Genomic DNA, 18,351 nt, shown 5'->3' with positions numbered 1-18,351 from the left:
GAGATCGCATGACGAGTTCCGGAACCATCCGAGACGCCTACGGCCTGCCTGCTATGTTTGTCGGGTCAAAGACGGGCAACGAAGATGATCCATTCGTGTTTGTTCGAGTCGGCGATGAAGAGCGCCGAATGCGAGCAGCGGAGTGGAGCGGACTTCCAGCCTGGAAAGGCCCGCTCCCCGCCTGGGCCAAGAAGAAATAAGATTCGTTCAACGAAGACCGCGCATCATTGACTTAGTTATGTCGCGCCAGCAGCAACGGGTGAAGAAGTTTGTCTTTGAAAAAAGCTATCCTTGTCCTGGAAGAAACTCCAGCGATCAAACCATCGCGAGCGGATCGCCCGCCTGTCGATGGCTTCGTTCTCGTTGTCGACGGGCATTTTAAAACCTGGTTCACTTCCAGCGAAGCCGCGGACGAGGCTGCGCGGGCGCTCAAGTCAAAATTCCAGATGCTGCAGGTGCAGATCTACGACGCATCGGAAAAAACCTGGTCGGCTCCCCTTTGAGCCAGCTGGCGCTATTTCCCGTTATTGAAACAGCTTCATGGCATTGACGAGCGTTTGCGCAACGCCTGCCAGCAATGGAATGCCGGCGATGCTCCACGCCAACATCAATTGCAGCGTACTTGTCTGAGACACCTCGTTGTTCTGCATGATCAGTCCTTACGTGCCTGATGGATTGCCGCTGCGCGCCACCAGCGCAGCGATTTCTTCGCTCGAATGTTCCGGCTTGTTCGCATCGACAGCTTCCGACAAGCGATGCGCACCCCAGGCGAGCAACATTTGCCAGAAGGAGAGATGCGAATGCGGCGTATTCTGCATCGTCATGACGAGCACTCCTTATGCGCGCCCGGGGACTGCGGCGACCGACGCAGTCGCGCCTGTGGCATCCGGTTCCAAGCCCTTCACGCTAACGTCCTTCACCATGTGGTGGCGCTTATCGACCGCCTTGATGCAGAAGTTCGCGATAAATCCGATCACGAACAGCCCACCCATGATGTACATGGTGACATTATAGGCCTGCGCTTTCGGAACGCCGTGCGTCACATTGTACTCAGGGATCAGTACCAGTCCTGCGGCAACGGACCATGCCGTTAACAGGATACCGTGAATGACGCCGAACATTGTCGCGCAGGTACGCCGGCACCGTAGAGAAGCCGCGGCCACCTGTTTGCAGCGAGATCAAAGCACTCGATGAAACTGCCGCAATGATCAGCGCGGAGCGATCGCGATCCGCGCCGTCATGTTGGGATGGAAGCGGCAGTAATATTCGACGTCACCCGACTTCCTCAGGACAAAGCTTCCAGTTGTCTTCGCCGGGATCATGACATCCCAATCGCCGCGAACCGTCGCCGTGTGTGCGATCACGTCCCTGTTCTCCCACTCCACGGTGTCGCCGACCCTTGCGCTGATTGTTGCTGGTTCATAGCCCAGCTTTTCGATGACAACGCGAATCGTCTCAGCTTGCGCCGGATAGAGCGACAGCACGAAGATCGTGGAAAGAGAGACAAGCCAAATGCATCCACGCATGCCATCCTCACTTTAATTCAGAGGCGACATGCTCGGCGTGCTTCTGGTGGCCCTGGAAGATCTTCAAGCCGGTCTGCAGCAGGTCCTTCAGCTCCGCATTGCTTGCGGACGGAATGAGCGTCGTCTCCAGCGCGCCGTTGACCGTCTTGTGATAGGCAACCTCATTGGCGACGTAGGCCTTGTCGTAGGCGGCTCCCGAAAGCTTCGAGAGTTCAGTCTGCTTGTCCGCGGCCTGCTTGGACAGTGCCTTGCTCGTGTCGTTGTCTTCCGGCGTCACTTTCAGCTTTTTCACGAGGTCCAGCGCCTGCTTGTTCACGGCCTCATGGTCGCGCACCATGTCTTCCGCGAATGAGACCACCGCCTTGTTCTTGGATTTCGAAATGGCCTGCTTCGCCGCGGTGACGTCGATCACGCCGGCGGTGTAGGCGATATGCGCGATCTGCGGATCTGTGGGCTTGGCCGCCTGCTGGGCGAATGCGCCTCCCGCGAACAGCGATAAAGCAGCAACAGCCGCGCTTAACTTTACGAACATGGCGTCAATCCTTTCGTTCGGGCGCGCAGTTGCAGTGCCCGCGTTGGTGAGAACTCACACCCCTTGGATGGATGCCGATGAAAAAGGTTCCTGAAAAAAGCGCCTGCGAATTCTGTCAATCCGAGAACCCGAACCGTCGCATCACGGTCTCGGTCATCCGCTCGCAGCGTTGTCCGGCGAACGGAAACGCATCCATCAGCACCGGGCCGATCTGCCGGTCGAGCTGCTCGCGCACCAGCCGCCGGGCACGGTGCAGGCGGGTCTTCACGGTCTCCGGCCGCAGCCCGAGAACCTCAGCGGTGTCCTCCACGCTCATGCCTTCGATGATGCGTGCGGTGAAGACAATCCGGTAAACATCGGGAAGATTGTCGGTTGCTTGTTCCACAAGCTGTAAAAGCTGGCGCTGCGCCATGGTGCGTTCCGGATCATCGAGTTTCGATGCGAGAGGAAATGGAATGATGTCAGCCGCCGCACGGGTCTCTTCGAATGTCGCAAGATCCACATTCGGACGCTGTGTCCGCAACCGTCCAAGCGCTTCGTTGATGACGATGCGGGACAACCACGTACTGAGGCTGGAGTCGCCGCGAAAGCTCGCAAGATGGGTCAAGGCGCTTATGTAGGCCTCCTGCACGGCATCTTCGGCCTCAGAGTCGTTCTTCAGGATACTGCGCGCCATGCGGTAGAGCCGCTGGTTGTACCGCTGAATGATCGTGCGGAACGCATCGCCGTCTCGCGCAATCGCTCGGCGCACCAAATCGGCGTCCGGCGCTGACGCGACCGAAGCCTGGGGACGCTGTCCCTTAGCCAGTGTCATGGCTGATCCTCCTGTCGTCCGTTAGATGGAGGGCAGCGAAAAAGGTTCCTAAGAAATCCGCCGTTTTACCGATTGTCCGGCGGCTTCCTCACGCGGGAATATTCGCAGCTGCGACGTGACGCACCGCTTCGATGAAATCCGCAGCCTGAAACGCAAGCTCGCTGAATCAGTTCGCGGCCACTTGTCGCCCTTTCGGCTGAACGGCTTCAGATTTTACTTCAACAACCGTAACAGCGCCTGCCCGGCCTTGGTCTTGAATTCCTTGGCATCGATGGTGCCGTCGTTATCAGGGTTTGCGGCCTTGAAGCGCTGCTCAACCACCTTGAGGTATTCATCCTTCGTCAACGTGCCATCGTTGTCCGGATCTGCGGCGGCCAGCTCCTTGGCAGTGAGACGTCCCCTCAACTCTTTAGCATCAAGCGTACCGTCGTTATCTTTTTCCAGGCGGTCGAACACGGCAGACGCGGCCTTCTTAGCTTCGTCGAGATCGACGGTGCCGTCGTTGTCCGTATCGAGCAGACCGATCGGGCCCTTCCGATGTGACTTGGCGAGAGCGGGAGTCATGACGCAGACGGCGCCAACGGCAATCAGCATCTGAACAATGGCACGGCGCGTGATCATAGGGCGGTCTCTCCGCTGGCATCGGGAATATGACGATAGCACGCCAACGCCGCTACAACCACCGAGTTCTCATCAGGCCTTCACGGCTGCATCGTTCGGGCGACCCGGAAGCCCAGCGTATCGAACTCCACGAGGCGATGACGCCTGACGCGACTGGCCGAACGAACGCGTTCGCTCTCATTGCGCCAGGAGCCGCCCCGGATCATGCGGAAGTTTGGATCGCTATCCTGAAGCCACACTGAGGCGTCGATTGGCGCACCCACGTAAGTCTCGTGCCAAGGATCCTCGACCCACTCCCAGACATTGCCGACCATGTCATGAAGACCGAATGCATTGGGCTTGAACGTCCCCACAGGCGCGGTTTGCTCGCGCGTCCACTCGCCTCCGCAACCGTCGCAGTTGGCATCGCCCTTTGCAGCATCATCGCCCCAGTAGTAGCGGGTCGTGGTTCCGGCGCGCACCGCATACTCCCATTCGGCTTCGGTCAGCAGGCGATAGTCTTTTCCGGTCGCTTGCGCGAGCCAGACGACATAGGCCTTGGCATCTTCCCAGCTCACATTGATGACGGGCATCTTTCCCCGCCCCCAATGATCGGGGACCTGCGCGCATGCACCGGCAACCGTGCATGCATCCCAGTCGTCAAATGTCACCTCGAATTTTGAGACAGCGAACGGCCCTGCGATGGTCACCTCGTGCTGCGGGCCTTCACTGTCCGAGCGGTCCGGCTCGTTGTCAGGCGATCCCATGACGAATTTTCCGGCAGGGATGACAATCATCTGCGGACAACCCTTTGCGCATTCCTTGAACGTTGAACCAGGCTTCGCAGTTATCGCCTTTTCTTCCTCCGCCGTGAGCACGGTCGATCCGGATCGGCCCTGCTGCTTCAGGACGTCCTGTGCTGCCGCATCGAGAGCGATGCTGCAAAGGCCGCTAAAGCTAAGCAGGACCAAAAATTCTGAAAGCAACTTGAAGCGCCGGGCCAAGGAAGGATGGTCGGGAATGCCGCTCCCTTGCAACATTGTCGAAGTCTCGGACACGATCGCCGCCTCCACCAAATGCGCCAGTCGGAGAGACTACACACGGACGAAAGCGCTATCCAGATGCCGGAGCCGTCACTTCATCAAACCGGCCGCTGTAAGAGCACGTGTGATAACTGCATTGACGTCGATGCCGCCTTCACCTCTCCGGCTTCTCGATCCAAATCCGCCAGCCTTCGATTGTTTCTTTTGCTCGCTCTGAACGCCCTCAAGCACGGGCGCCGTTGTTGTCAATGAAGTCGCTCGGGCTTTGTGAATTTTCCCGGTCAAACCGAAGAAATTTGCAATGTGAAACGACGAAGATATTCCCGCCTCGATGAGAAACGCTCCTTCGGTGCCAAATCTCTCTCCACTTTCCGCAATTCCAAGGGGCGTTCCGTGAGCCATATTGCTGATCGTGAACGATTCAACCACCGTCTGCCCTTCGGAATTTCGCCACGTCGTGCGTGGATGGCCATCGATCATGTCTTCCGACATGGGCGACAGTGGAAGTCCGTGCACGTCCAGCCATTGCTTGATGATCTCATCCGCGTTGCCTGGATTGACAGTTCGATCCGCGCTTCCATGCCAAACTGATAGTTTCGGCCACGGACCCTTATGAGGTGAAGCGCGCCGAACCAGATCTCCCAGCTCACGGTGGGAACGATACGGGATCTGGAACATCCCGCTGAGCGCTTCCTTCACATTGCTCGCGACGCCATATGCAAGACCCGCGATGATCGCACCTCCGGCAAAGACCTCCGGATACGTTGCCAGCATGACGGTTGTCATCGCCCCTCCGGCAGATAGTCCGGTGACAAAAATGCGCTTCGGATCGATACCGTGCTTGCGCACGATGTGATCGATCATTTGACGAATGGAAAGCGCCTCGCCGCTGCCGCGGATGGTGTCTTCGGGATTGAACCAGTTGAAGCAACCGTTGGCGTTGTTCGATGTGGTTTGCTCCGGCATGAGGAGCGCAAACCCGTAACGCTCCGCCAGCGTCGACCACCCGGCTCCTGCATCGTACCCGCGAGCGTTTTGCGTGCAGCCATGAAGAACGACAACCAGTCCGCTTTTTGAGGGAATGCCCTCAGGCACAAACGAAAGCATGCGCAAGTTGCCGGGATTGGAACCGAAGCGCGATGTTTCGATCAATGGACTGTGGGCACCACCGGCTCCCGGGGATCGATGAAATCCGCCCAATCCTGATATTTTGTCCAGCTTGGGAAGATGGCGAAGAAACTCGATATTTTTTGCAAGGGACACGGCAGTTCCTTTGTGAGAGAGACTACCAACACACCTCCCGTCAGAAGGTTGCTGCGTCGCACAATAATAATGCGTGATCGAGTTCCCCAAAGTCACGAGCCGTTCCGAGATGCAGACGCGCTTAACCGCGTCGCGGCTTCAGAAAGAAGTAAGCGCACAGCAGGATCGGGATGCCGAGCGTGATCCACGACACGCCGTCCCACACGCCGTCACCCACCAGCGCGGAGATCAGTCCCACCGTGCTGAGCACGCCGAGCACAAGCGGGATGATGAAGATCTGCCAAAGCGTTTGCCGCCGCGGCGAATGGTGGAGGCGTTTCCCCGTCATGACGTAAACACCGGACGCTCGGATGGCGTCGACGCACTGCTGACTATCGCGCGTTCGATACTCACGCCCGACCGGCGACGCCGCAGCCAGAGATAAAGCCCGGTGATCAGCACAGCGATGGTGATGATGTCGAGGATCGCCCAGATGATCTTCAGCGGCATGCCGCCGTAGTCGCCGAAGTGCAGCGGTTGCGACACCAAGAGCGTGGAGACGTACCATGGCAATTCGCGGCTGTCGGTCAGCTGCCCGGTTTCAGCATCGATCAGCGCAGGCTTCAAAAGCTTCGAGGTCAGCGGGGTATTGCCGCGCATGAACACGCCATAGTGGCTCTTGCTCGAGAAGATGGTCCCCGGGAATGCCACGAACGCCGGCTTCATATTCGGCTCGGCACGTATCGCCACCTGCACGGCCGCGTCGATTGATGACGGATGGCTCGGCGGCGGCTTGCCCTTATACTGCGCCGTCATCTCCGCGAGCTGGCCAAACTGCCAGATCTTGATAACAAGCTCAGCCCAGGTGTTGATCACGCCGGTGAAGCCAACCACGAGCATCCACATCACCAGCACGATGCCCGAAAGATTATGGATGTCGAGCCAGCGCACCACGCGCGGCCGCTCGCTACGGTAGGTGCCGAACTTCAGCTTCCGCATCGACGGCGCGTAAACGACGATCCCTGAAATGATCGCAACACAAAACAGAATGCCCATCAGGCCGAGAAAGAGCTTTCCGGGCAGACCTGCGAACATATCGGTGTGCAGCTTCAGCATGATGTAGGTGAAGCGCCCCGTCACATCCGGCGCATCGAGATAGGCTGCGGTGTGGGAGTCCACCCGCACAATGCGGTTGGTGGACGGATCGACATCGATGGACTTGCCGATGCTCACCATCAGCGAATTGGGATCATCGTTGTCCCAGATCAGAAAGTGCGGGACGTGTCCCGGCTCCTTGGCGAGGCTATTGGCGACAACTGCATCCAGATTGGCCAATGGCGTTCCTTCAGGCACCACCGCGGCCTTGGTCTCTTCATGCAGCAGATCGTCGATCTCGTGATGGAAGATGAGCGGCAGGCCGGTGATGCACAGCATCAGCATGAACACCGTGCAAACGATGCTCGACCATTTGTGCACCCAGCCCCATTTACGCAGCGCGCCGCTCGTCACACCACTCTCCTAACTAGTTCCAGGAGTACTTCAATGTCCCGAGCACCGTGCGCGAGGTGCCCAATCCGCAGTAAGGCAACCCTGTTAGGCACGATACCGTGTAGTACGTATCAAACAGGTTTGTGGCATTGATCTGGGCCTTCCAGCCCCTCAGGTCCGTCCGCCAATAGGCAAGATCGTAGCTGACTGTGGCGTCGAACAGCGTGTACGCCGGAAGCACGAAGGTATTGAGGTCATCCCCGTAGCTGTTACCCACGTAACGTATGCCAGCACCAAGGCCAAAGCCGGCGAGAGCACCATCGAACCACGTATACTTCGCCCACAGTGATGCCTGATCGAGCGGCACGCCCTGCAGGTATTTGCCGACTTTCGCAGGCAGCAGGCTCTTGGTGACCGTGGGATCAATCGTCGTGAAGCCGGCAATGATCTCCATCTCACGCGTAAGGTTGCCGCGCACTTCGAGTTCGAAACCGCGTGAGCGAGCCGCATCGGTTTGAATGCTGAGGAAAGGATTGATCGGATTGGCGGTGAGAACGTCGTTCTGATTGATCTCGAACAGAGCGGCCGTCACCATCAGGTTCATGCCCAACGGCTGGTACTTGACGCCGATTTCTTTGCCATCGCCGGTCGTCGGCTTGAAGGGCTTGAGGTCAAGCCCTGCGCCAGTGTTCGGCACGAAGGATGTCGAGTAGTTGATGTAAGGCGCGAGACCGAAATCGAACAGATAGTTCAGGCCGACACGTCCCGTCTGCGCGGAATCGCTGCGCCGGTACGTGCCAGCAGGCGGATAGAATGCCTGGCTGTTCAGCTCGCTGTTCACGAAATCCTGGCGCCCGGTCAGAGATAGTGTCCAACGATCAAGCTTGATCTGATCCTGCGCGTAGAGGCCGACCTGATCGAGCTTCGCATCGCTCTTGATGAATGAGCCCAAGGAATCAAAGGATGGGATCGGCGCGCCATAGATCGGAGTGTACGCGTTGATCGATGGGAACGCGCCACCGAAGATCGTCGAGCCCTGAGTCCGATAATCGCTGTTGCCGGTTTGGTGCAGATAATCCGCACCGACCAAAACCTTGTGGGTCAAGATGCCGGTTCTGAAATCAGCCTGAAGCTGATTGTCGAGGGCGACGTTCTGCGATTCAGACTTCACATAATTGTAGGACCGCGCGACCAGCTGTGTCGGATTGGCAGGGTCCATTCCTTCCGGCCGTGTGCTTTGCAGGTCGTTCTTGACGTCCGTGTAACGGAAATTCTGCCGGAACTGGATGTTGTTGTCGAAGCGATGCTCGAAGGCATAGCCGATCATCGCCTGCTCCAGCTTATAGCCATCGACGGAAGGTTCGCCCAGATAACGGCTGAAGGGCACGGGGCCGTTCGGATTTGGCAGGAAGATACCTGTCCCGGCACGTACTGCTGGTAGCCCTTGTTGTCGATCTTCTGATACTGCGAGAGGATCGTGAAGTTGGTATCCGTGGTCGGACGCCAGGTGAAGCTCGGCGCAATGAAAAGCTTGTTGTCCTGCACGAAGTCGGTCTGCGTATCGGCCAACCGACCGAGACCCACGATGCGATAGAGAAATTCGCCGTTCTTATCGATCGGGCCGCCGATATCGAACGCGCCTTGCTTATAGTTGAAGTTGCCGAAGGTTGTTTCGAAATCGTAGTGCGGCGTCACCGTTGGACGCTTGCTGACCATGTTCAGCAAGCCGCCTGGGTCTGATTGCCCATAGAGCCCGGACGACGGCCCCTTCAGGACTTCGATACGCTCAAGACCGTATGGCTCGATCTTCGGAAGAGCGAACTGGACGCTATCATTCGGAAGCCGAAGGCCATCGAGATAACGCGGCGCGTCGAAACCGCGAATTTTGAAGCCATCGAAGAATGCGTTCGCACCAAAGCTCTGCAGAGAGACGCCCGGCGTATATTGCAACGACTGCTGAACAGTTTGCGCTCCCTGCTGCGCGATCTGATCCTGGGTCACGACCGAGATCGATTGCGGCGTTTCCAAAATGGGCGTGTCGGTTTTTGTGGCGGTGACGCTCTGATGCGCAAGAACACCGTTCACGGGGCCGATCCCGCTCTCGGGAGCAGGACTTGGGGCTTCAGTTGTCTGCGCGGGCGCGGACGCAGGCGCCGGAGCAGGCGTCGTACGCGGACGTGGACGGTTACGCGTGGAGGTGACGCGAACTTCCGGCAACGCCGTTCCCTGCTCCGGTGCTGCGGACTGTGCAAAAGCTGGCGAGGCTTCTAAGCCGCCGCTGAAAATTGCGATGCCAAGCGCGCCCTTGAACGTCGCACGTAAGATTCGCCTCGAACCATGAAGCCCCATAACAAAGTCCCCGTCTTACTGCCTTGCGGCCTAAGCCTTTGAAAAAGCAGATTTGGAAATGGGGTGCCTTTGCAGTTGCGCAGAAAATCTTTGATTGAATGTTGAGGCTCTCGAAGGAAGGTCGTTCCGCGCACGGTGTGTTGTTTTTGCTGCAGCCCGCTCGATGTCTTACCGCAGCCTGTTACCGTTGGCCGCGATAGGCGCTCGGAGCCGCTCCGAAAAACTTCCGGAAGGCCGTGGCAAAATTGGCGGGGCTCGAATAGCCCGCGACATAGGCCGCTTCAGTCACCGTCAGATTCTGGTGCACCAGCGCTTCGCGCGCCAATCCCAGCCGTTTGTCTCTCAGGTAATCATTGGCGCTGACGCCATAGACCGCCCGGAACTGGATATTGAATGTCCTGCGGCTCGCCCCCGCACGCCGGGCTAGCTCTGCGACGCTCCACGGATAGCTGGGATTGGCATCCATCAGCTCTTTCACCGATTGCAGACGCGCCCGCTTGTTGCCGCACGGCGGATCGATATCCGCATGATGGCGGAGTGCAAACAATGAGCGCGCCAGCAGCTCCGTTGCCTGGGCCTTGAGCAGCAATTGTCCCGGCTGCCCCTCGATGGTGGGCGACAGCATTTCCGCCGCCAGCGCCTGAACACGCGGCGTTGCCGGCAGACTCATCGACAGCACCGGACGTTCCGTCATGCTGAAAAGCTCGACGAATTCGTGCTCCAGCCCCAGCCGCTGGATCGACGGAAATGGAAACGCAACCCCGACCGCGCGGATGTGCGAACCACCAGCGGCCTCGCCGTTGCAAGGCGTCGGTTCGCGAACCGCCATCGCAAGCATCTGCTTATCGCAATAGGAATGCGTGTCGATGCCGTCGCTCGTTCCCCCGCGCCCGCTTCCTTCGAGCACGATGGAGAGAAACAGACCGGGCTTTACGATGCCGTCGGAATGAAGGTCGGCAGGCAGAGAGAAATCGCTGCGCTGAACCACGCAACCGGGCGGTTCCAACCAGAATGCAAGCCCGGAGTAAGTATCTTCAATCGGCCGATTTTCAGCATCGAGAATACGGTAGTTTTCAAATATCCGATCGTAAATATGAGTCATAAGGTACTATGACGGCCCATGCCTGAAGCCTCAACACATCACCTTCACATTTAGAGATATTCGAAAAATACACGCGGAATAAAACGCGCCTTAACTTTGATCAAGAATGGTCCGGACCTTCTCAGCGAGCGCATCGATGCTGAACGGCTTCGACAGGAGATTCGTGCCCGCATCGAGAACGCCGTTGTGCACGATCGCATTGCGCGTGTAGCCCGTGGTGAACAGGATTTTCAGATCCGGTTTCATCTTGCGGAGAATGTCCGCCATCTCCCGGCCTGACATCTCCGGCATCACCACGTCGGTGAACAGCAGATGCACTTGCTGTCCTTGCTCGAGCAAGCGGATAGCTTCCGTTGGCCGGCTGGCCTCCACGACGGTATAGCCAAGATCTCGCAGCGCTTCGACAGAGATCGCCCGCACCCGATCTTCGTCCTCGACGACCATGATGATCTCGCTGTGGAGGCCACCGCAGACATTATCTCGCGACGAGATGACCGCGTATTCATCGGCGACACCGACATAACGCGGCAGATAGACCTTCACCGTGGTCCCGACGTTAGGCTCGGAGTAAATCTTGACGTTGCCACCGGACTGCCGGACGAAACCATAGACTTGGCTCAGACCAAGACCCGTCCCCTTCCCCACGCCCTTCGTCGTGAAGAACGGATCAAACGCTTTCTCAATCACATCGCGCGTCATCCCGGTGCCGGTATCCGTGACGGCGATGAGGACGAATTGACCTGATGCGAGGGCATAGTCCTTCGCGTATCTTTCGTCGATATACGCGTTCGTCGTCTCGATGGTGAGCTTGCCACCTTGCGGCATCGCATCGCGCGCATTCACGGAGAGATTTAATAGCGTGCTCTCAAGCTGCGCCGGATCGATCTTCACCTGCCACAGGCCTGCTGACAAAACCGTTTCGACGTTGATGGTCTCGCCCAACGTTCTTGACAGAAGATCGCTCATGCCGGCGACCATGCGGTTGACGTTCATCGTCTCCGGCGCGAGCGGCTGTTGACGCGAGAACGCGAGCAGCCGTTGCGTCAGGTTCGCGGAACGCTTCGCGCCGTCCATGGCGCTGTCGATATAGCGCTGGATATCAGTCTCACCCCGGTCGAGCTTGCGCTGGACGAGGTTCAGGCCGCCGATGGTCACCGCCAGCATATTGTTGAAGTCGTGAGCGATGCCGCCGGTGAGCTGACCGACGGCTTCCATCTTCTGCGCCTGCCGGAGTTGCTCTTCGGTCTTCAGTCTTTCAGCAATCTCGTCACGGACGCGCTGCTCAAGCGTCGAATTCAGCGACTGGAGTGCAGCCTCCGCACGCCGCCGCTCTGCCAGCTCGCGTTCAGCAGCCTGAAACAGACGCGCATTGTCGATTGAAGTCGCCGCATGGCCCGCAATGCCTAGCAGCGCCGTCTCGTGCTCGACCGTAAACTTTCCAATTTCCGCGTGGCCGAAAAACAATCCGCCGTGGACTTCGCCCGAGCGCGACACCACCGGAACTGCCAAATAAGAGCGAACTGGCAGGTGCCCCTCCGGCATGCCCTTGCGCGGCGTGTTCTTTCCGTAGCGGGGATCTTCCAGGATATTATCCGAGCGCACCACGCCGGTGCCAAGGAACGTCGGCTCGAACACCGCGGTCGAGCGCGGCATCGGATAGTTCGCAAACGCCGAGCGGGGCGCGCCTGAGAGCGCGTAGAGCATGTAGCTCGCGCCTTGTTCATCGAGCACATTGTAAAAGAACGCGCCAAACTGCGCGCCGGAGAGTTCCACACCTGCATCGGTAACGATCTGCACGATCTTGTCGAGGTCGAGCTCCCTCGCCACCGCTGCACCCGCATCGTTCAACAGGCGCAGATGACGCTCGGCCTTCTTTCGCGCGGTGATATCGATCACCGTGCCGACGAAGCGCGTGGCGTGTCCGTGGTCAAAGATCGCATTGCCGGTCGCAGCGATCCAGCGCTCGATACCGTCCCTCAGACCGATTGTGCGATACTCGATATCGTAAGGGTCACGCGAGGCGACCGACAAGGCGCTCTTCACCGCGTCATGGGTCGAGGTGCGATCATCCGGATGAATGCCCGCAAGAAATGTGTCGTAAGTCACCTCTGCGTCGGGCGGCAATCCAAACATGGCCTTGCAGCGTTCGTCCCAGCGCAGCACCTTCGTCACCGGATCGAAATCCCACGTGCCGATCGATGCCGCTTCCGTCGCAAGATTTAGACGATCGACGCTTTCAAGCGCCGCCTGCTGGGCGCGCACGCGCTGGATATGCGCCCACGATCGCTCGGTGACTTCGGTCAGCAGCGCCAGTTCATCCGCGGTCCACTTGCGTGGCACCTTGTCATGGATCGCCATCAGTGCGGTCAGGCGCCCCTCGATCACCAGCGGAATGCAGATCGTCGCCGCCAGTCCTATGCGGAGGAAGGTTTGTGCTTCTTCAGGGATCAATTCATCCGCGATGTTATTGACAATGAGCGGACGACCGGCGCGCAAACTCTTCACCGCAAGCTGCCCAAAAGTGGCGAGACTGTAATAGCCGACAATGCTTGCCGCACCGCGCGCATTCCAGTCGCCACGGATAGTGAAGTGATCCTGATCCGGCTCCATGTCTGCATAGGCGCAGACAGCGACTTTCAGATACCGCCCCAGCATCCACGTCGTTGTTTTTAGAATGTCATCGGCGTCGAGGCTCTTGGCGGTTTCTTTGCCAAGCATGTCGAGAAAACGCAAACGCGATTCATTCTCCCGCAACGCGTCTTCGAGCGTCTTGCGCCGCGCCTCCGCCAGCATGCGCTCCGTCGTCTCCACCACGATGGCGATCACACCGCCCGGCCGCCCGCTCTCGTCGATAACGGGCGAGTAATCGAGATTCATCCACGCCTGTTCGGGGCGCCCCCGTCGCGACAGCACCAGTTCCTGATCTTTGTAAGACAGCCTTCCACCGGACAGGCCGACCTTCATGACGTTGTCGTTGAAGTCGGCGACTTCGGGCCATCCTTCGCGGACCTTGCTGCCCAGAAGCTTCGGGTGCCTTTCCCCGGCGAAGATCGAATAGGCATCGTTGTAAATCATGATGCCGTCTTCGCCCCACAACAGGACGATAGGCACCGGGGAGCAGACGAGCATGCTCACGGCGGTTTTCAGGCTTTGCGGCCAGGATGCGGGAGGACCAAGAGAAGCTGACCAATCGTGCGCCCCGATGAGAGCAGCCATTTCACCGTCACCGGTGAGAAAATCGGTATTGCCGGATAAACTTGCCAATTCCCATCGCCCCAAAGCGCCCGCCTCCCCTTTTTTTGAGACCAAACGCGTAATCCTTGAAAATCGGTGGCCCCCCGATTGGTTCCCATCCCATTGAAATAAAGCAGCATTAATCCACAAGAGCTTGGGCTGAACGGCACACGTCTGGACAATGTGCCGGTGAACTCGGCTTCCCGCCGGAGCAGGCAGGAGCTAACTCCACGTGCCATCAGATGTCCCTTCAGCTTTGAGGTTCCCACAATCCATGCTTCACTAATGGCGAACGCGGGCAAGGATCGCCGCATCACAGCGTTCGGGGGGCCAATGGAGACAAGCGCTTCGTCACCCTGTAGCTGCCGCTTTGGCGGATTGATGAGTACATTGAAACTTGGTGCGCAGCCGCGCCCGGGAAAACGGCGGTTTCAGATCTTCGCCGCGCTGCTTCTCTTTTTGGCGTCGTGTATTTTGTGCGACGCCATCATCTCGGACGACACCGACCTGGAATTCATCTCACTGGTCGCCATCGGAGGTCTTGCTGCAATGACCTTCGCGTTGGGCACCTTCAGCGGCATCGTCGGTGTGTTCGGCTGCGACGACTGCGTGTCGCGGCTTTGATTGCCGATAGTTGAAGAACGTCCTTCTTACCCGCACGCGATGCGAGTATTTGACTAAATCATCGATACACGTAAACACACCCATAGGTTGTGAAGCCTAGTCGCATTGTGTCAGCCAATCGCGTAGAAACGCCTCTGTTCCGGACTCGGAACCTACTCTGAGTTGCGCAATTAACGAGCATTTAACCCTAACAAATCATGATCGACACCACTGGAACGTGTGGTGTCGCGACGATGCAGAGTAAGTGCAAAGCGATAAGGGCGATCTGGTACGCCGGAGGCCTGGTAGTTCTGAGCGCAGCTCCGGCGCAGGCGCAGATCTTTAGCTGCCTACTTGCGGGGGTCATATCTGGCGGCAGCATCAACGCAACCGCATGCGGCCCAAACGCCTCGGTTACGGGAAACAACAGCACAGCCTATGGCGCATCGGCGACGGTCAACGGTGCCAATGCCATCGCCCTCGGCGCTAACAGTGCAGCCAGCGTCAGCGCAGTGGCACTCGGCTATATGGCGAGCGCTTCAGCGAACGGATCGGTCGCCATCGGCGCCAATTCTGTTGCGAACGTCGCCAATACTGTCTCCTTCGGCAGCGTCGGCAATGAGCGCAAGCTCGTCAATGTTTCGGCTGGTGCCCTGACTGCGACGAGTACGGATGTTGTCAACGGCAGCCAATTGTTCACCACCAACAACACAGTGTCAGGGCTTCAGGCTGCGCTGACCACCGCAAACACGAATATCGGCCTCAACACCACCGCCATCACCAATACGACCGCCAATCTACTCACCACCAATCAGAGGATCGCAGCGGCATTCGGCGGCGGTGTCACCGTTGACGCAAACGGCGTAATCACCGTGCCGAGTTTCAATGTGCAAGGCAACGTCTACACCAGTGTCGGCGGCGCCTTGGGCGCGCTTGATACAAACGTAACCGCAAACGCGACTAATCTGAGTTCGCTATCGGCACAGATCAATCTAGGTCACGTCGGCCTTGTGCAGCAGGACAGCGTGACGCGACAAATCAGCGTCGGCAAAACAACGGATGGCGCAAGCATCGATTTCACGGGCTCCGCCGGTGTGCGCAAGCTGACCGGCGTTCAGGCCGCAACCCTGTCCGTCTCCAGCAGCGATGCGGTGACCGGCGCGCAGCTCTTCACGACCAATCAGACGGTCGGCAATCTTGGCGCCAACGCGACGCTCCTCAATCAAAGGCTCGTCTCTATCCTGGGCGCAGGGGCAACCGTCGATGCCAACGGCATCGTCACTATCCCGAATTTCAATATCCAGGGCAGCAACTACACCAGCATCGGCGGCGCCTTTACGGCCGTCGACACCAAGCTGACCACCAACAGCACCGACATTGCCAACCTCAGCGCGCAGATCGGAAGTGGCGGCGTTGGTCTTGTCCAGCAAGACAGCGCGACGCGACAGATCAGCGTCGGTAAAACCACCGATGGCGCCGTCGTCGATTTCACCGGAAGCACCGGACGACGGCAGCTCACCGGTCTTCAAGCCGGGACGCTCTCCGCGGCTAGCAGCGATGCTGTCACCGGCGCGCAGCTCTTCGCCACCAATCAGACGGTCGGTAATCTCGGCACCAACGCCACGCTCCTCAACCAGAGACTCGTCTCGATCTTCGGTGCGGGCGTAACTGTCGATGCCAACGGCATTGTCACGGTACCGAGCTTCAATATTCAGGGCAGCAATTATGCCAATATTGGCGGCGCCTTCACCGCGGTCGATACCAAGCTGACAAGCAACAGCAACGACATCGCCACGCTCAGTGCCCAGATCGGCAGTGGCGGTGTTGGCCTCGTACAGCAGGACAGCACCACGCGGCAGATTACGATCGGCAAATCGACAGACGGCACCCTCGTCGATCTGCGCGGCTCGATCGGCACGCGACAGCTGACGGGCCTGCAAAATGGCACCATCGCAGCCGCGAGCACAGATGCCGTGACCGGCGCTCAGCTCTTTGCCACCAATCAGACCGTCGGCACTCTCGGTACGAATGCAACCACGCTCAATCAGAGACTCGTTTCGATCCTCGGTGCAGGCGCGTCGATCGATGCGAATGGTGTGGTGACCATGCCGAGCTTCACCATCCAGGGAAACAGCTATTCGAGCATCGATACGGCATTCGGTGCAGTGGACACGAAACTCACCACCAACAGTAATGCGATCGCCAACCTGACCGCGGAGATCGGCAGCGGCGGCGTCGGTCTCGTCCAGCAGGACAGCACCACGCGGCAGATTACGATCGGGAAATCCACCGATGGCGCCCTCGTCGATCTGCGCGGCTCGATCGGTACACGAACGCTGACAGGTCTGCAGAATGGCACCATCGCGGCATCAAGCACCGACGCCGTGACCGGCGATCAACTCTTCACAACGCAGGCATCGATCACCGCGAATTCGAATGCGATTACCGCCATCAACACCAATTCGGGCATGCTCAACCAGCGCCTCGTCACAGTCTTCGGTGGCGGTGCAGCACTCGATGCCAATGGCGTCTTCACTGTCCCCACCTTCAACGTGCTAGGAGGCAGCTACGGTAATATAGATGGCGCGCTGACAGCCCTTAGCAACCGCGTCCAGACCAACAGCAACAACATCAGCATTCTGCAGGCCTCGAGCGGCGGCGGTGGCGGCACGAGCTTTGTGGTGCAAGACCCGACAACACGCGCGATCAACGTGGCGGCAACCACCGACGGAACGTCCGTCAGCATCGCCGGCACCAGCGGCAACCGGCAGCTCACGGGCGTTGCCGAGGGAGCGGTCAACGCGACCAGCAGCGACGCAGTCACCGGCAGCCAGCTTTATGCGACCAACCAGGCTGTCGCCGCCACCACAACCTATGCCACGAACTCCGCGACAGGGTTCGCGAACGCCATCGGCGGCGGCGCCAGCGTCGATGCCAATGGCAATGTCACCAATCCGAATTTTACGGTGCAAAGCCAGAACTATTCGACCGTTGCCACAGCCGTCGGCGCGATCGATGCCACGCTCAGCGCGCACAGCACCGCGATCAACGATTTGCAGAATTCCCTCTCAGCCACCAACACCTATACGAAGATCAACGGACAAGGTGCAGCGGCCGTCGCCTCGGGGACCAATGCGATTGCTGTCGGCGCAGTATCGACGTCATCCGGAAATTCTTCGATCGCGATTGGCGCCGAGTCGATCGCGAGCGCCGATGGCGCTCTGTCTCTGGGACGGGCCGCTCGTGCAACCGGCCTCAATGCCGTTGCCATCGGCACCAATGCAGTAGCCGCGAGCAATGGCGTGGCTATGGGCAATGGCGCGAGCGTCACGGGTACCGGCGGCGTCGCGCTGGGCATGAACGCAAGCGTCACTGCTGCAAATGCCGTGGCGATCGGCTCTGGCTCAGTAGCAACGGCACCTAATACTGTGTCGGTCGGCGCGCCGGGGAATGAACGCCGCATCACCAATGTCGCGGCAGGCGTCAATCAAACCGATGCGGTCAATCTCGGGCAGCTTCAGGCGTTCGGCGCCAACGTCTCGTCACAGATCGAACGGCTCGATCAGCGCATCACGAACAACGCCGGCGGCGTGGCAATGGCCATGGCGTTAACCGGGAGCAGCCTTCCATCGGACAAGGCGTTTGCCACCGCTATGAACGTCGGCACCTTCGCTGGACAAAGCGCGCTCGGTATCTCGCAATACATGCGCCTCACAAACAGTATGGTTGTCTCGGGAGGTGTGGCGCTGCAAAGCAATCAGGTCGGCGGCCGCGCCGGACTGATGGTCGCGTGGTAAGAATTCGTTACGCCGTAAAAT

At 58.8% G+C, this 18,351-nt stretch carries 19 protein-coding genes; 4 read left to right on the top strand and 15 right to left on the bottom strand.

What is annotated here, in order from left to right:
* Positions 1-8: 8 nt before the first annotated feature.
* Together ACZ5C3_RS12495 and ACZ5C3_RS12490 are read left to right on the top strand one after the other, a co-directional pair.
* The gene (locus ACZ5C3_RS12495) at positions 9-200 is read left to right on the top strand and encodes a hypothetical protein (RefSeq protein WP_464037971.1); all 192 of its coding nucleotides are present in this window, start codon (positions 9-11) and stop codon (positions 198-200) included.
* A 75-nt stretch (positions 201-275) separates the two neighbouring features.
* Positions 276-503: a hypothetical protein gene (locus ACZ5C3_RS12490; protein WP_464037970.1), complete on the top strand. Its 228-nt coding sequence runs from the start codon at positions 276-278 to the stop codon at positions 501-503.
* A gap of 21 nt (positions 504-524) precedes the next feature.
* Here ACZ5C3_RS12490 and ACZ5C3_RS12485 read toward each other — a convergent pair whose 3' ends face one another.
* The 15 genes from ACZ5C3_RS12485 to ACZ5C3_RS12415 all read right to left on the bottom strand — a co-directional run bounded on the left by ACZ5C3_RS12485 (position 525) and on the right by ACZ5C3_RS12415 (position 13,960).
* Positions 525-650, bottom strand: coding sequence for an MFS transporter small subunit (locus ACZ5C3_RS12485; protein ID WP_464037969.1), 126 nt, complete (start codon positions 648-650; stop codon positions 525-527).
* Positions 651-659: 9 nt separating this feature from the next.
* Positions 660-824, bottom strand: coding sequence for a hypothetical protein (locus ACZ5C3_RS12480; RefSeq protein WP_464037968.1), 165 nt, complete (start codon positions 822-824; stop codon positions 660-662).
* A 12-nt stretch (positions 825-836) separates the two neighbouring features.
* The gene (locus ACZ5C3_RS12475; protein ID WP_464037967.1) at positions 837-1,121 is read right to left on the bottom strand and encodes a hypothetical protein; all 285 of its coding nucleotides are present in this window, start codon (positions 1,119-1,121) and stop codon (positions 837-839) included.
* A gap of 87 nt (positions 1,122-1,208) precedes the next feature.
* Complete coding sequence (locus tag ACZ5C3_RS12470) at positions 1,209-1,526, bottom strand: cupredoxin domain-containing protein (protein ID WP_464037966.1); 318 nt, start codon at positions 1,524-1,526, stop codon at positions 1,209-1,211.
* Between the two features lie 7 nt (positions 1,527-1,533).
* Positions 1,534-2,058, bottom strand: a complete 525-nt coding sequence (locus tag ACZ5C3_RS12465; protein WP_464037965.1) for a DUF4142 domain-containing protein — start codon at positions 2,056-2,058, stop codon at positions 1,534-1,536.
* 115 nt (positions 2,059-2,173) lie between these two features.
* Positions 2,174-2,872 carry an RNA polymerase sigma factor gene (locus ACZ5C3_RS12460; RefSeq protein WP_464037964.1) on the bottom strand — a complete coding sequence of 233 codons (699 nt, stop codon included), beginning with the start codon at positions 2,870-2,872 and terminating at the stop codon, positions 2,174-2,176.
* 213 nt (positions 2,873-3,085) lie between these two features.
* Positions 3,086-3,436: an EF-hand domain-containing protein gene (locus ACZ5C3_RS12455; RefSeq protein WP_464038328.1), complete on the bottom strand. Its 351-nt coding sequence runs from the start codon at positions 3,434-3,436 to the stop codon at positions 3,086-3,088.
* 137 nt (positions 3,437-3,573) lie between these two features.
* Entirely contained in the window at positions 3,574-4,530 is a 957-nt protein-coding gene (locus ACZ5C3_RS12450; protein WP_464037963.1) for a formylglycine-generating enzyme family protein, read from the bottom strand.
* 75 nt (positions 4,531-4,605) lie between these two features.
* Positions 4,606-5,778 (bottom strand): extracellular catalytic domain type 1 short-chain-length polyhydroxyalkanoate depolymerase, encoded by a 1,173-nt coding sequence (locus ACZ5C3_RS12445; RefSeq protein WP_464037962.1) that lies wholly within the window; start codon positions 5,776-5,778, stop codon positions 4,606-4,608.
* Positions 5,779-5,899: 121 nt separating this feature from the next.
* Positions 5,900-6,106: a hypothetical protein gene (locus tag ACZ5C3_RS12440; protein ID WP_464037961.1), complete on the bottom strand. Its 207-nt coding sequence runs from the start codon at positions 6,104-6,106 to the stop codon at positions 5,900-5,902.
* The gene (locus tag ACZ5C3_RS12435; protein WP_464038327.1) at positions 6,103-7,233 is read right to left on the bottom strand and encodes a PepSY-associated TM helix domain-containing protein; all 1,131 of its coding nucleotides are present in this window, start codon (positions 7,231-7,233) and stop codon (positions 6,103-6,105) included. Before ACZ5C3_RS12435 ends, ACZ5C3_RS12440 begins: the two co-directional genes overlap by 4 nt.
* Positions 7,234-7,279: 46 nt before the next feature.
* Positions 7,280-8,632, bottom strand: coding sequence for a TonB-dependent siderophore receptor (locus tag ACZ5C3_RS12430; RefSeq protein ID WP_464037960.1), 1,353 nt, complete (start codon positions 8,630-8,632; stop codon positions 7,280-7,282).
* Complete coding sequence (locus ACZ5C3_RS12425) at positions 8,569-9,594, bottom strand: TonB-dependent siderophore receptor (RefSeq protein WP_464037959.1); 1,026 nt, start codon at positions 9,592-9,594, stop codon at positions 8,569-8,571. Before ACZ5C3_RS12425 ends, ACZ5C3_RS12430 begins: the two co-directional genes overlap by 64 nt.
* Before the next feature lie 181 nt (positions 9,595-9,775).
* Positions 9,776-10,696: a helix-turn-helix transcriptional regulator gene (locus tag ACZ5C3_RS12420; protein ID WP_464037958.1), complete on the bottom strand. Its 921-nt coding sequence runs from the start codon at positions 10,694-10,696 to the stop codon at positions 9,776-9,778.
* A 90-nt stretch (positions 10,697-10,786) separates the two neighbouring features.
* Positions 10,787-13,960: a GAF domain-containing protein gene (locus ACZ5C3_RS12415; protein ID WP_464037957.1), complete on the bottom strand. Its 3,174-nt coding sequence runs from the start codon at positions 13,958-13,960 to the stop codon at positions 10,787-10,789.
* A 351-nt stretch (positions 13,961-14,311) separates the two neighbouring features.
* On the opposite strand from ACZ5C3_RS12415, the gene ACZ5C3_RS12410 reads away from it, so the two are divergent.
* Both ACZ5C3_RS12410 and ACZ5C3_RS12405 read left to right on the top strand, forming a co-directional pair.
* Positions 14,312-14,554, top strand: coding sequence for a hypothetical protein (locus ACZ5C3_RS12410; protein WP_464037956.1), 243 nt, complete (start codon positions 14,312-14,314; stop codon positions 14,552-14,554).
* Positions 14,555-14,751: 197 nt separating this feature from the next.
* A complete protein-coding gene (locus ACZ5C3_RS12405) occupies positions 14,752-18,330 on the top strand; it encodes a hypothetical protein (protein ID WP_464037955.1) in 3,579 nt (1,192 codons plus the stop codon).
* The last annotated feature ends 21 nt before the right edge of the window (positions 18,331-18,351 follow it).

The organism is Afipia dichlorophenoxyacetatis, assembly GCF_055386385.1.
Note: the sequence above shows the minus strand (reverse complement) of the source record. Positions and strands in the feature narration are given on the sequence as shown.